We start from the raw sequence: 13,456 nt of genomic DNA on the forward strand, positions 1-13,456 counted from the left end.
AGGCGCTGTCAGTGGCAAGTGACAGGATGTCTCCGTGTCGCAGACTTCATTCAGTACGCCGCTGATCGGGCGGGAGGACGAGCTCGTCCGGCTTTCCGGGGTGCTGGAGCGTGCCCGGGGCGGGGAGGCCGGGGCCGTACTGGTCGCCGGGGACGCCGGGGTCGGCAAGACCCGGGTGCTCGACGAGGTCGCGGGGCGGGCCGTCTCGGACGGGATGATCGTGCTGTCCGGGCACTGTGTCGATCTCGGTGATGTCGGGCTGCCGTATCTGCCGTTCACCGAGGTGCTGGGGGTGCTCGCCGGTGACGAGCGGTTCGCGGGGGTTCTCGGTGCCCACCCCGTGGTCGAGCGGCTGCTGGGCGGCGGGACCGACGCCGTGAGCGACCGGCTACGGCTGTTCGAGGGCATCGCGGGGCTGCTGGCCGAGCTCTCCGGCATCGCGCCGGTGCTGCTCGTCCTGGAGGACCTGCACTGGGCCGACCAGTCGTCGCGGGATCTGCTGCGGTTCCTGCTGAGCCGGGGCATCCTGCAACGGCCCGCGAGTGGGGCACCCCCGTCCCGGCTGGCCGTGTTCGCGTCGTACCGTGCGGATGATCTGCATCGGCGTCATCCGCTGCGGCCGCTGCTGGCCGAGCTGGTGCGGCTGCCCGCGGTCGAGCGGCTGGAGCTGCGGCCCCTGGGCGATGCCGAGGTGGCCCGGCTGGTGCGGTCCGTGCAGGAGCGGCCGCTGCCGGACGGCGCGGTGCGGCGAATCGTCGAGCGGGCCGAGGGCAACGCCTTCTACGCGGAGGAGCTGGTCGCGGCCACGGACACGGAGCTCGGCGGGGTGCCCAGCGGGCTGGCCGACGTGCTGCTGATCCGGTTCGAGCAGCTCTCCGACACGGCCCAGCAAGTGCTGCGTACGGCCGCCGTCGCGGGGCGCCGCGTCGGGCACGATCTGTTGCGGGAGGCCGTGGGCATCCCGGAGGACGAGCTGGAGTCGGCGTTGCGTGAGGCGGTCGGGCGGCAGCTGCTCGTGCCCGGCGACGGCGACACATACGCCTTCCGGCACGCGCTGGCGCGCGAGGCCGTGTACGCCGACCTGCTCCCCGGCGAACGGGCCCGGCTGCACGGCACGTTCGCCCGGCTGCTCGCCGGGCGCGGCCGTCCGGCCGAGACGGCGGCGGAGCGCGCCCACCACTACCGCGAGAGCCACGACCTGGCCGAGGCGCTGGCCGCCTCGCTGGAGGCCGCGGGCCACGCGCACGGCGTGGGCGCGCCCGCCGAGGAGCTACGGCATCTGGAGGCGGCCCTTGACCTGTGGTCGTCGGTGGAGCCGTCGGCGCGGCCCTCGGGCGAGGGCGACGACCGGGTGACGGTCACCCTGCGCGCGTCGGCGGCGGCCGCGCACGCCGGGGAGGCGCACCGCGCGGTCGCGCTCACCCGGTCCGCGCTCGCCGGCGTCGACCAGGACACCGACCACGAACTCGCCGCCCGCGTGCGGTACACGCTCGCCGGCAATCTGATGAGCGTCGACAGCCTGACGGCGGCCTACGCCTACAGCAGCGAGGCGCTCGCCCTGATCCCGGCCGACCCTCCGTCGCGGACGTGGGTGTGGGCGGCGGCCACCCATGTCCTGGCGGCCCGCCACGTCGGGGAGAACGGGACGGCGCTGCGCGTCGCCCGCGAGGCCCTGCGCATCGCCGAGCAGCTGCAGGTGACGGATGCCCGGGCGGATCTGCTCATCTCGCTGGCCACGCTGGAGGGCGGCCGGCGCAGGCCGGAGGGGCGTGAACGGCTCCGGGAGGCATGGGAGCTGGCGCGGGAGGCGGGCACCGCGCCGGTGGAGATGCGCGCCCTGTTCAACCTCGCCGTCGGCTGCTTCGAGTCCGGCGACCTGGAGGAGTGCCTGCCCTGGCTGACGGAGGGGCTGGACCGGGCCCGGCGTGCGGGGTTGCTGTCGTCGCTGTATCCGCTGGAGATGCGGTATCTGCGCCTGTTGGTGCTGTACACGCTGGGCCGCTGGGACGAGTGCCTGCGCTTCGCGGCGGCCGACGCCGAGGTGCTGCCCACGGCGGGTGGTTACACGGCCGCTCCGGCGCTGTACGTCGCCCTCGCGCGCGGTGACTTCACGGCCGTCGAGCGGGCCCGTGCCCTGCTGGAGGGGCCGTTCGACTGGATGGGCACCCTGGTCGCGGGCATCGCGCTCACCGACGCCGCGGCGCTGCGGGGTGACGCGGAGGCGGCGGTGGAGCGGATGCGGTCCACGGTCGAGGCCCTCACCGACGACAAGGGGACACTCCCCCATGTCACGGTCCGCCTCGCCGCGCTCGCGCTGTCCGCGGTCGCCGACCGGGCCGCCGAGCTGCGTCTGACGGGTGATGCGGCTGGGGCGCGCCGCTGGGCGGACACGGCGACCGAGCTGGTCGAGTCGGCGCGGACGATGGCCCGGTGCGGCGAGGACGGCATACCGCAGGGCCCGGAGGGCATGGCGTGGCTGGCCCGCGCGGAGGCGGAGTGGACGCGGGCCGTCACCGGGCCGGACGCCCGGGCGTGGGCCGAGGCGGTGGAGGCCTTCGAGCACGGCGACGAGTACGAGCGGGCTCGCTGCCGACTGCGCCTGGCCGAGGCCCTGTTGGCGGCCGACGACCGCGAGGGGGCGGCCACCGAGGCCCGGGCCGCGCGCGACACCGCGGTCCGGCTCGGGGCGACTCCCCTGCTGGAGCGGCTGAACAGCCTGATCCGCCGCGGCCGTCTCGCCGAGTCCGGCGCCGACGGCTCCTCGCCGCTCACCGCCCGCGAGCAGGACGTGCTGCGGCTCCTCGCCCTCGGCCGCAGCAATCGGCAGATCGGCGAGGAGCTGTACATCACCGGCAAGACGGCGAGCGTCCATGTCTCCAACATCCTCGCCAAACTGGGCGCGGCGAGCCGTACGGAGGCGGTGGCGATCGCCTATCGGCAGGGGCTGATCACGCGCGAGGAGACGGTGGGCTGACGACCTGTCCCCGCCCGGTCCCGCAGTCCAGGGCGGTCAGGTCGACGGCGTCGGCCATCGCCTGCATGCCCTTGTCGTTGGGGTGTATGTGGTCGCCGCCGTCCAGCGCGGGAAGCATCCTCGCCCGGTCGTAGGGGCTGCGCAGAACGCGGTCGAAGTCGGTGACGGCGTCGAACCGGCCGCTGGTGCGGATGAAGGCGTTGGCCTCCTGGCGTACGGCCTCGGCGGCCGGGTCCCATTCGTGCCAGCCCTTGAAGGGGCCGACGGTCGCGCCGACGACGCACTTGCCGGCCGCGCGCACCCGGTCGGCGATCTCGCGGTAGCCCTCGATCAGGTCCTCGGCGGTGACGCCGGCGTGGGCCTTGATGTCGTTCACGCCCTGGAAGAGGAACACGGTCCGCACACCCGGCTGGGACAGCACGTCCCGCTCCAGCCGGTTCAGGGCGCTCTGGCCGGGGCCGTCCGCGAGGACCTTGTTCCCGGAGATCCCCGCGTTGGCCATGCCCTTCACCGCCGTGTCCGCCCGTTGCAGACGGCGGGCCAGGTAGTCGGGCCAGCGGCGGTTCAGTTCCGAGGTCGAGTGCCAGCCGTCGGTGATGGAGTCGCCGAGCGCGGCCACGGCTCCGATGCCCGCGGGGGCGCGCACGGACACGGCGTCGAGGTAGAACCAGGAGCCGGTCGGGACGGTCCAAGCGGCACCGCTCTCCTCGGCGGTGTGGTCGCCCCGGCTGGCGTACGACGTCTGCATGGCCATCCAGTGGCCGCTCGTCGGGCCGCCCGCGTCGGGGCTGTGCAGGCTGACGACGAGGTTGGTCGCGGCCGGCAGTCTGCCGGGCAGCGGGTCGCTCCACATGGTGCTGCCCGCGGGCAGGGTGACCGTGCGGGAGCCGTCGAAGGTCAGGCGCCTGTTGCTGCCGGGCCGCAGCTCGGCGCCCTGCTTCTGGCGTCCGGCGTAGACGCTGTCGAAGGTCAGCGGCCGGTCCCCGAAGGCGTTGGAGAGCCGGACCCGGACGCCGGTTCCACCGACGCTGGTGTGCACGACGAGCCGGTAGCCGCGGCCCGCGACACCGTCGCCCATACGGTCGGCGCTCGCCGCCCAGGTGATGACGCCGCTCGTGTCGGCGGGCGCCGCGGCGGGCGCCTTCGCGGGCGCGGGCTGGCAGGCGACGAGCGTCAGCAGGACGGCGGCCGACGGAAGTGCGGCCCTCACCGGGCGAAGTCCTTCAGCGTGACGGACGCGCCGGGCCGCAGGGTGACCGTGCGGGACACGCCGCCGTACGCGACCGTCGTGGTGCCGCCGCCGGCGCTGTGGATGCGGGCCTCGGTCGGTCTCCCGTCGCGCCAGCGCAGGTCGACCTCGAAGCCGCCCCGCGCGGGGACGCCCCGGACGAAGCCCGAGGCGGACCAGGCGCCGGGAAGCGCCGGGAGGAGTTCGATGTGTCCGGGTCGTGAGTACAGCAGCATCTCCACCATCGCGGCGGGCGTGCCGAAGTTGGCGTCGATCTGGAAGATGCCCCGGCCGCGTTCCACCTCGTAGATGTCGAACAGGTTGGGGGCGGTGCCGTTGCTGCCGTCGGTCGAGGGGCGCAGGTTGTTCACGACCAGTCGGTAGGCGTTGTCCGCGTTCTTCAGTCGGGCCCAGCACAGGCTGCGCCAGGCGTTGGCCCAGCCGAAGCTCTCCATGCCGCGTGCGGTGAGCAGGGCGGTGGCGCCGGCCACCACGTCGGCCGGGGTGGAGCCGTCGGGGCGGATGCGGTCGCCGGGAAACAGGCCGACGAGCGGGGACAGGTGACGGTGCGTGGTCTCACCCAGGTTGTCCGGCGACATCCACTCCTCCAGCCAGCCGGTGGTCGGGCTGACCTGCGGCAGGTACAGCTTTCCGCGCAGTGCGGCGATCGTGTCCGCGTAGTCGGGGTCCCGCCGCAGCTCGGCCGCCGCGGTGAGGTAGTTCCCGAACAGCGCCCACACCAGTTCCTGAGCATAGGTGATGCCCTTGGCGTCGAGCGGGCCGTGCTCGGGCGACCAGTCGCTGTCGGCGACGAGCACCTCCCGCGAGCTGCCGGGGAGGGTGGTGGTGAGCAGCCGCGCCTCCCAGAACTCGCACGCTCCCTTGAGCAGCGGGTAGATCTTCCTCAGGTGCGCTCGCGACCCGGTGTACTCGTAGTGCTCCCACAGGGTGGTGCACAGCCAGGCGTTGCCCGCCGGATGCCACCACCAGCCGCCTCCGCCATGGGGGTTGGTGGAGATCGCGACGGTCCAGCCGGCGTTCCTGCCGGTGGAGTTGCGGTAGCGGTTGCGCGGGTCGTCGAAGGCCCGGCGGGTGAGGTCGGTCCAGGACGGGAGCTGGGCGAGGCAGTAGTCGGTGAGGGCATCGAAGCACGGCGACAGGCCCGTGCGGTCGGCCATCCAGTAGTTCATCTGGATGTTGATGTCGGTGTGGTAGTCGCCCATCCAGTCCGGGTCGTTGCCGTCCAGCCACAGGCCCTGGAGGTTCAGCGGCAGGCTGTCGCGTGAGCCGCAGATCATCAGGTAGCGGCCGAACTGCAGGTAGGCCGCCTCCAGTTCGGGGTCGGGTCCGGGGTCGCGGGTGCGGGCGTGCAGGCGCTCCCAGGTGTCCAGCTCGCGTTGCGCGTCCGTGGACGTGCCGAGGGAGAGGTCGAGCCGTCCGTACAGGGCTCGGTGGTCGGCGACGTGGGTGCGCCGCAGGGCGTCGGCCGGCTCCGCGGCGGCGGCGCGGACCTTGGCACGGGCGAGGCGCTCGGGGTCGAGGGAGGGGTCGCGGAAGTGGGCGGCGGCATCGGGCGCGTAGTTGGTTCCGGCGCTCACGACCACGGTGAGGTCCCTGCAGCCGGTGAAGTCGATGCGGGTGCCGTTGACGGTGACCTTGCCGCCGCTGCTCCGGGCGGTGACGGCGGCGCCGTAGCGCAGGCCGTTGGGGAGGGCGGCGCCGAAGGACTCGGCTGCGGTGGGCTGTTCGCCGTGGGTGCCGGTCAGGGTGATGGTGCCGGTGTAGTGGCCGCCGCCGCTCTGGGTGAAGTGCAGGACGATGACGTCGTCGGGGTGGCTGGCGTACATCTCGCGGCGGTAGGTGACGCCGGAGCGGACGTAGGAGGCGGCGACCAGGCCCTGGGCGAGGTCGAGGGTGCGGCGGTAGCCGTTGACGGCGCCGAGGTCGTGGTCGGGGATGTCGACGGTGAGCCGGGCGAGCAGTGTGAACGAGCCGAAGTCGGAGCGGCCGTAGGGGAATTGGCCGTCCTTGTCGAGGGTGTCGTTGAGGCCGCCGGTCCACATGGTGGCGTCGGTGATCAGCAGCAGCTCGCGGCCGGGGACGTTGCTCGCGAGGGCTCCGATACGGCCGTTGCCCAGGGGCAGGCCCTGTTCGATCAGCGAGCCCTCGTCGCCGGGGGCCCGCCACCACAGCCGGTGTCGGGAGGCGTCGGCGGGCAGCGGGACTTCGGCGGGGCGGGCGGGCGAGGCGGAGGCGGTGAAGGCGGGGAGGGTACCGAGGGCGGCGGTGAGGCCCGCGGCGGTGGCGAGCGAGAGGAGGGTCCTTCGGCTCGGGTCGTTGGGGCTGGGGTTCATGGCGGCTCCGGGGCCGGGGGGGAGGTCAGAGAGACTTCTGTACGTCGATCCGGTCGATGTCCGGCGCGTAGCCGGTCCCGCTGTCGAACGTGATCGTGTTGGCCCCGGCCTTCAGCCGCACCGGCACATGGACGCTGTTCACCGTCCCCCAGTCGCCCGTGGCCGGGAACCTGTGCGAGGTGGCGCCGCCCGCGTTGGCCGAGACCAGGACCGAGCGGGAGTCACCGCTGACGTAGGCGACCTTGAGTTGATAGGTGCCGGGCTCGGGCACGACGACGTCGTCGAGGGTGACCTTGCCGCCGACGTAGAGGTTGCCGACCTTGCGGCCTCCGGAGCAGGCGGCGCAGTCGGCGACGGAGGCGTTGCCGCTCAGGGTGCCGGCCTCGGCCTCGTGGGCGGTCCAGGCGAGGTTCGTGCCGCGCGGGGTGACGGTGAACAGGCGGGAGCCGTGCGCCGGGAGCGCCTGGGTGATCTTGTCGGTGTGGGTGCCGAGGTTCTCCCTGTTCCATACGTCGCGCACCGAGGCCTTGCCCTTGAAGCCGAGCGTGGGCCAGTTCGCGGTCACGGCGGCGGGTGCGTCGGAGAGGTTGAACAGCGCCACGGTGTAGGTCCCATCGGGGTTCTTCGCGGCCCACACCTGCTGCGGGTCGGAGGCGGTGACGGGCTCGGCGGGCGGGGCGCTGCTCTGGTTGATCGCGATGACCTCGCGGTTGGTGAGCAGTGACAGGCCGTAGGAGTCGAGCCTGGTGAGGTCGTCGCCGGTGAAGAGCGGGGACTTGGCGATCGCCCACAGGGTGGCGTAGCTCTGCCGCTCGGCCTTGGTGAGGCCGTCCATCTCGCCGTTGCCGACGTTGAGGGAGTCCAGGTCGTTCCAGCCGCCGGGGCCGGCGTGGTCGATCCAGGCGGGGGCGTCGTCCCAGCGGTCGTCGACCGAGTTCTCCCAGCTGACCAGGGTGTTGCAGTAGCACTCGACGTCGGTGTCGATGCGCCAGCCGTTGGAGTACTTCTTCCAGTCCCCGACGTGCCCGCGGTCGAGGGACCAGGACAGCTCCAGGTGGATCGGGCGGCCGGCGGCGCCGATGGCCTTCTGCCAGGCGGCGACGTCGGCGACGTTGTTGTAGTTGTCGCCGCTCTTGGCGGAGCCGGGGCCGACGCCGTCGAGCTTGAGGAAGTCGTAGCCCCAGTCGGCGAACAGCTGCGCCTGGGAGTCGATGTACTTCTGCGCGCAGGGGTCGGAGAAGTCGATTTTGTAGGCGCTGTCCCAGCCGTTGGTGGTGCGCAGGTCGCCGTGGACGATGTCGCCGGTGGTGCAGCCGTCGGCGTTCCGGATCGGTGTCCTTCCGTCGCCGTAGGCGCCCTTCTCCAGGCCGACCGGAAGGTAGATCCCGGCCTTGAGGCCCCTGGCGTGGATGCGGTCGGCGACGGCCTTCATGCCGCTGGGGAAGCGCTCCGGGTCGGCCTTCTGCCGCCCGTACTCGTCGTACCGGGGCTTCCAGGACCAGTCCATCCACCAGCCGGCGTCGATGTTGACGTACTCGTAGCCGTGATTCTTCAGCTTCGCGGCCATGGCGTCGGTCTGCTTGGCGACGTTCGCCTCGGAGAGGTAGCTGTAGTCGCCCTTCGGGTTGAGTCCCGGGTACTTCGACGACTGCATGGTCCAACTCGTCCAGCCCAGGTAGGGCTTGGCGGCCACGATGGGGGTCGGGGCGGCCGGGGGCTCGGGGGTCTCGGCCCGTGCGGCGGGGACGGCGGTGGTGACACCGGCAGTGAGGGCCAGGACCACCACGGCTCTCAGCGCGCGTGCGGGCATGACGGAGTACGAGGATGACCGCATGGGCCGTACCTCCTGGGGTCGTTCAGCGGGCCTACCGCTGGTCGTCGGCTCTGATGAAGGACTGGATCGCGGTGGCCGCGGCACCGCGCGCCCACTCCTCGAAGGGCAGCGGGCGGGTCTGTACGTCGCACCGGGCGGCGGAGCCGAACGCGGCCGCGGCGAAGGCGTCGCGGATCTGTTCGGCGAACAGGTCGTGGGCGGCGAGACCTTCGCCGGAGATGATCACCCGCTCGGGGCCGAGCAGGTTGGCCACGGTGGCGATGCCCCGGCCGATCGCCTCACCGGCCCGGGCGTATGCCTCCCGCGCCCCGGCGACACCGCGGTGGGCGAGGGCCACGGCCTCGGCGGTGTCGGCGACCTCGGCGCCGGTCGTCTCGCGGATCCGCCGGAGGATCGCGGCGTCGCCCGCGACGGCTTCCACGCAGCCGCGGTTGCCGCAGTGGCAGGGCGGTCCGGCCGGGTCGACGGTGACGTGGCCGATCTCGCCGGCGACCCCGTGCGCACCGGCGACCACCCGGCCGTGCACCACGAGGCCGCAGCCGATGCCCGCGCCGACGGTCACCACGGCGAAGTCGGACAGTCCCACGCCGGCACCGAACCACTGCTCGGCCACGGTGAGGGCGCGTACGTCGTTGTCGACGGTGACCGGCAACCCGGTGGTCGCGGCGGCGAGTTCGGCCAGGGGCACCTCCCGCCACTCCAGGAACGGCGAGTAGCGGACGACGCCCGCGCCCCGGTCGACGTCGCCGGAGACGGCGATGCCGAGGCCGAGGACGGGTACGCCCAGGTCGCCCGCCTCCGCGAGGAGTCCGCCCACCAGCTCGGCGGTCGAGGCGAGCACGCCCTTCGGTTCCCGGTCGCGGAGCGGGGCGTGGCGGGCGACACGGATGCGGCAGCACAGGTCGGTGAGCACGGCGATGATCTCGTCGCCGGTCACCTTGACGCCGATGAACAGGGCCCGTCCCCCGTCGACCCGTACCGGGTTGGCGGGGCGGCCGAGCGCGGGGCGGGCCGACTCGTCCGCGTCCTCCACCAGGTATCCGGCCTCGATGAGCGGCCGTACCGCCTTGGTGACGGCGGCCGGTGACAGTCCCGCCCGCCGGGCCACCTCCAGGCGGGTGAGGGGCCCGTGGGACAGAACCGTGGTGAAGATCTGCGAGGCGGCCGGCGTGTTCGCCGGGAACGTCTCTGCACGACCGATCGAGGGCATGCCCGGAACCTAGAGCCCTTATTTTCCGCCGTCAATAAAAGAAGCAGGATTCATCCGAGGACTCCCACCCGGTGATCCGGGACTGTCCAACTGTGCGTCGTCCGTGGCGATGTGACGGGATGCGAGAAAGTTGCCCAGCGCAGGGGTGATCGTTCACGAGGGTGATCGTTCTCGTATCGGCAGCACATCGACTGCGACGAATCGACAGCAACGAGAGGAAGCCGGATGGTCTCAGCAACGGTGGTCCGAGGTACGGCGGTGGCGGCGGCCCTGGTGTCGCTCCTGGCGGTTCCCGCACATGCCGCGCCCCGGGAACCGGGCACCCCTGCGGTCCGCGCTTCGGCGGGCGGTCTGCCCGATACGGACGTCAAGGGCCTGTGGAATGTGCTGCGCACGGTGAAACGGCAGGGCGCGCCCGGCGCAATGGCGCGGGTCGACGACCACGACTCGGTCCACTGGGCGGCCACCGGGGTCGCGGACCGCGGAAGCGGACGGAGCATCAGCAACGCCGACCGGTTCCGCATCGGGAGTGTCACCAAGGTCTTCTCGGCCGTCGTCCTGCTGCAACTGGCCGACGAGCGGAAACTGAAGCTCGACGCGCCGGTCAACCATTATCTGCCGGGTCTGCTGCCCGACGACCGCATCACGGTGCGGCATGTGCTCAGCCATCGCAGCGGCCTGTACGACTACACCAACGACATGTTCGCGCGGAGCGTTCCCGGCTTCGAGGCGGTCCGCAAGAAGGTCTTCACCTACCGGCAGCTGGTGGACCGGTCCCTGGACAAGCCGCGGACCACCGGGCCGGGCGGGGCGTACTCCTACTCCAACACCAACTTCGTGGTCGCCGGGATGCTCATCGAGAAGCTGACCGGGCACTCGGTGCGGATCGCGTACCAGAGGCGCATCATCGACCCGCTGCAGCTGCGCGACACCTTCTATCTGCACCCCGGCACGAAGATCCCCGGTCGGCACGCGCGCGGGTATCTCACTCCGGACACCGCCGGGGCGAAGCTCGTCGACGCCACCGAGCAGACGGCGTCCTGGGCACAGAGCGCGGGCGCGATCATCTCCAGCACCCGTGACCTCAACACCTTCCTGTCGGCGCTGCTCGGCGGCCGGCTGACGTCGCGGGCGCAGCTGACGCAGATGCAGCGGTGGGTGCCGGCGGGCACCTCGCAGGCGTACGGCCTGGGGCTGCGGCGGCGCGACCTGTCGTGCGGGATCTCGGTGTACGGCCACACGGGCGCCGTCCAGGGTTACTACACGTACGCGTTCGCGTCCAAGGACGGCAGGCGCAGTCTCGCCGCGCTCGCCAACACCTCCAACAACGGCACGGTCCTGAACTCCCTGCGGGGCGCGCTGGAGTCGGCGTTCTGCGGCAAGGAGGCGAAGCCCCGGAAGAGCTCCGCGCGCATCGAACGGCACGAGGACATCGCGCCGGGGACCCTCGTCGCCCCGGGCCCGGACCGGAGCTGAGGGCCGGCGCCGGGCGGGAACCCGGGAGATCCGGTGGACGTTCTCAGGGCATCCCCACCGGATCTCGAACCACCCACCAGGACGGCCCGATGAGCGAGTTGGTTCCCGGGGGCAATCTGCCCCTCCCGGGCGGCAGCGTGACCGTCCGGGTGCCCGGCCCCTTCGACGTGTCCGCACTCGTCACCGACGACAGCGGCAAGGTCCGGGGCGACGCCGACTTCGTCTTCTACAACCAGCCGTCCGCTCCGGGCGCCCGGCTCCAGGGCGGGACCCTGACCGTCGACCCGCCGGGACTGCGGCACGGAGCCACCCGGGTCACGGTGGTCGTCAGCCCCGCCGACCCCGGCACGCCCCTGGGCCGACTGCCGGCTCCCGTGCTCCAGGTCACCGGCCCGGGCGGTCGTGCGATCGCCCGGTTCGTCCCGCCGCGCCCGCGGCAGGAGACGGTGCTGCTGCTCGCGGAGATCTACCGGCGGGGCGACGGCTGGAAGCTGCGGGCCCTGGGGCAGGGGTACGCGGACGGGCTGGCGGGGATCGCACGTGACTTCGGGGTGGACGTCGTCGAGGACGCGACTCCGTCCCCGGTCCCGTCGACGCCCCCGCCGCCACCGCCCCTCCGCCGCCCCTCCCCCAGCGCTCCGCCGATGCCGACCGCACGGCCCACGATGCAGACCCTGTCCGCTGTCGCCGCCCCGAACGGGGGCACGGCGGGCGCGCCCTCCCCCGAGGCCGACGGTTTCCTCGCGCTGGTCAACTCCGCCCGTACCAGGGCCGGTTCACCTCCGGTAGCCCATGACGCCCGCCTCGCCTCCGCCGCTCAGGCCCACGCCGCCGCCATGGCGGCGGCCGGACGGCTCGGTGTCGAGGGCCACGACGGCGTCTCCGTGTACCAGCGCATCACGGCCACCGGGTACGCGTACGTCACCGTCGGCGAGCACCTGGTCTCCGGCCCCCGCACCCCCGCCGAGTTCGTCGCGTACTGCATGCGCACCGACCAGCCCCGCAGCACCTTGCACGACCCGTCCTTCACCCACGCAGCCGTGGCCCATGTCACGGGCGGCCGCTCGGGAGACACGTACTGGACGGCGTTGTGGGCCAGGCCGCTCACACCGGGCGACCTGGCCCGCACCGGCACCGACGTCGTCGACCTCACGAACCGGGAGCGGGCCCGGGCCGGGCTGCGCCCCCTGTCTGTCGACCCCGTGCTCACCACCGCCGCGCAGGCGCACAGCGCGGACATGGTGGCCCGGGCCTTCTACTCCCACACCTCGCCCGAGGGGAGCCAGCCCTGGGACCGGGCCGCCGCCGCGGGCTCCACCCGGCGTTCGATCGGCGAGAACATAGCCTGCGGCCAGCGCTCCCCCGCCGAAGTCGTGGAGGGCTGGATGAACAGCCCGGGCCACCGCGCCAACATCCTCAAGCCCGACTTCACACACATAGGCATCGGCTACGCGGGCGGCGGCCCGGCCGGCACGTACTGGACACAGCTCTTCGGCGCCTGACGGGTCGGGGCGGCGGGAGGCGGCCGTCCGGCCGGAACGGGAACGTTCAGGACGCGGGCCGCCGCGATCTGGTCGGAACGGGACCGTCCGGGACAGGATGCCCGTATGAAGGGTGACCTCTTTTCCAGCGAGCACATGGTCCAGCCCGCCACCGCGCCGGGCATGACGATCGAGAACGCCAAGTGCATCAAGTACGCGGTGAACGGCGAGATGCAGGCCCGCCAGGGCGCGATGGTCGCCTACCGCGGCAACCTCCAGTTCGAGCGCAAGGGCCAGGGCATGGGCGGCATGCTCAAGCGGGCGATGACCGGTGAGGGGCTGCCGCTGATGGCGGTGCGCGGGCAGGGCGAGGCCTGGTTCGCGCACGAGGCGCAGAACTGCTTCATCGTCGACGTCGACCCGGGCGACGAGTTCACGGTGAACGGCCGCAACGTCCTGTGTTTCGACGCCTCGTTGTCGTACCGGATAGCGACCGTCAAGGGTGCGGGCATCACCGGCGGCGGCCTGTTCAACAGCGTCTTCACGGGGCACGGCAGGCTGGGTCTGATCTGCGACGGCAATCCCCTGGTGATCCCGGTCTCGCCGCAGTTCCCGGTGTACGTCGACACGGACGCGGTGGTCGGCTGGACCGCCGGCCTGCAGACCTCGCTGCACCGCTCGCAGTCCCTCGGCTCGATGCTGCGCGGCGGTTCCGGGGAGGCCGTGCAGCTGATGCTGCAGGGCCAGGGCTATGTCGTCGTACGGCCGAGTGAGGCGACGCCGCAGAAACCCCAGCAGCACTGAAGCCGACAACGTGATCTACGCCTCACGAGCAACCTTGGTGCGCGGTGCCGGCGTCTTGACCGACAACAGATGAACATCATCGCGTGACCGACCAC

General features: G+C 72.5%; 8 protein-coding genes. 4 read left to right on the forward strand and 4 right to left on the reverse strand.

Annotated elements, in window-relative coordinates:
• Positions 1-34 precede the first annotated feature (34 nt).
• On the forward strand, positions 35-2,974 hold the full coding sequence (locus POF73_RS23340) for a helix-turn-helix transcriptional regulator (protein WP_272118624.1): 2,940 nt from the start codon (positions 35-37) through the stop codon (positions 2,972-2,974).
• Here the strand turns inward: POF73_RS23340 and POF73_RS23345 are convergent.
• The 4 genes from POF73_RS23345 to POF73_RS23360 are packed head-to-tail and all read right to left on the reverse strand — an operon-like array spanning position 2,949 to position 9,600.
• Positions 2,949-4,184, reverse strand: coding sequence for an SGNH/GDSL hydrolase family protein (locus POF73_RS23345; protein WP_272118626.1), 1,236 nt, complete (start codon positions 4,182-4,184; stop codon positions 2,949-2,951). The two genes, POF73_RS23340 and POF73_RS23345, sit on opposite strands and share 26 nt — an antisense overlap.
• Positions 4,181-6,556: a glycosyl hydrolase family 95 catalytic domain-containing protein gene (locus POF73_RS23350; RefSeq protein WP_272118628.1), complete on the reverse strand. Its 2,376-nt coding sequence runs from the start codon at positions 6,554-6,556 to the stop codon at positions 4,181-4,183. The genes POF73_RS23345 and POF73_RS23350 overlap by 4 nt, the downstream gene beginning before the upstream one ends.
• A 25-nt stretch (positions 6,557-6,581) precedes the next feature.
• Positions 6,582-8,390 carry an alpha-galactosidase D gene (locus POF73_RS23355; protein ID WP_272118630.1) on the reverse strand — a complete coding sequence of 603 codons (1,809 nt, stop codon included), beginning with the start codon at positions 8,388-8,390 and terminating at the stop codon, positions 6,582-6,584.
• 31 nt (positions 8,391-8,421) lie between these two features.
• Positions 8,422-9,600, reverse strand: coding sequence for an ROK family transcriptional regulator (locus tag POF73_RS23360; RefSeq protein ID WP_272118633.1), 1,179 nt, complete (start codon positions 9,598-9,600; stop codon positions 8,422-8,424).
• A 225-nt stretch (positions 9,601-9,825) separates the two neighbouring features.
• Here POF73_RS23360 and POF73_RS23365 point away from each other — a divergent pair, with 225 nt between their 5' ends.
• From POF73_RS23365 to POF73_RS23375, 3 genes are all read left to right on the forward strand, one after another.
• A complete protein-coding gene (locus POF73_RS23365) occupies positions 9,826-11,076 on the forward strand; it encodes a serine hydrolase domain-containing protein (RefSeq protein ID WP_272118635.1) in 1,251 nt (416 codons plus the stop codon).
• A gap of 89 nt (positions 11,077-11,165) precedes the next feature.
• Positions 11,166-12,578 carry a CAP domain-containing protein gene (locus POF73_RS23370; RefSeq protein WP_272118637.1) on the forward strand — a complete coding sequence of 471 codons (1,413 nt, stop codon included), beginning with the start codon at positions 11,166-11,168 and terminating at the stop codon, positions 12,576-12,578.
• A gap of 105 nt (positions 12,579-12,683) precedes the next feature.
• Entirely contained in the window at positions 12,684-13,361 is a 678-nt protein-coding gene (locus POF73_RS23375; protein WP_272118639.1) for an AIM24 family protein, read from the forward strand.
• The last annotated feature ends 95 nt before the right edge of the window (positions 13,362-13,456 follow it).

It is taken from the genome of Streptomyces sp. HD (assembly GCF_028369295.1).
Lineage (GTDB): Bacteria > Actinomycetota > Actinomycetes > Streptomycetales > Streptomycetaceae > Streptomyces.

Coding starts and splice junctions, on each gene's coding strand:
- POF73_RS23370 (WP_272118637.1), top strand. CDS start 11,166: ATGAGCGAGTTGGTTCCCGGGGGCAATCTGCCCCTCCCGGGCGGCAGC.
- POF73_RS23360 (WP_272118633.1), bottom strand. CDS start 9,600: ATGCCCTCGATCGGTCGTGCAGAGACGTTCCCGGCGAACACGCCGGCC.
- POF73_RS23350 (WP_272118628.1), bottom strand. CDS start 6,556: ATGAACCCCAGCCCCAACGACCCGAGCCGAAGGACCCTCCTCTCGCTC.
- POF73_RS23365 (WP_272118635.1), top strand. CDS start 9,826: ATGGTCTCAGCAACGGTGGTCCGAGGTACGGCGGTGGCGGCGGCCCTG.
- POF73_RS23355 (WP_272118630.1), bottom strand. CDS start 8,390: ATGCGGTCATCCTCGTACTCCGTCATGCCCGCACGCGCGCTGAGAGCC.
- POF73_RS23375 (WP_272118639.1), top strand. CDS start 12,684: ATGAAGGGTGACCTCTTTTCCAGCGAGCACATGGTCCAGCCCGCCACC.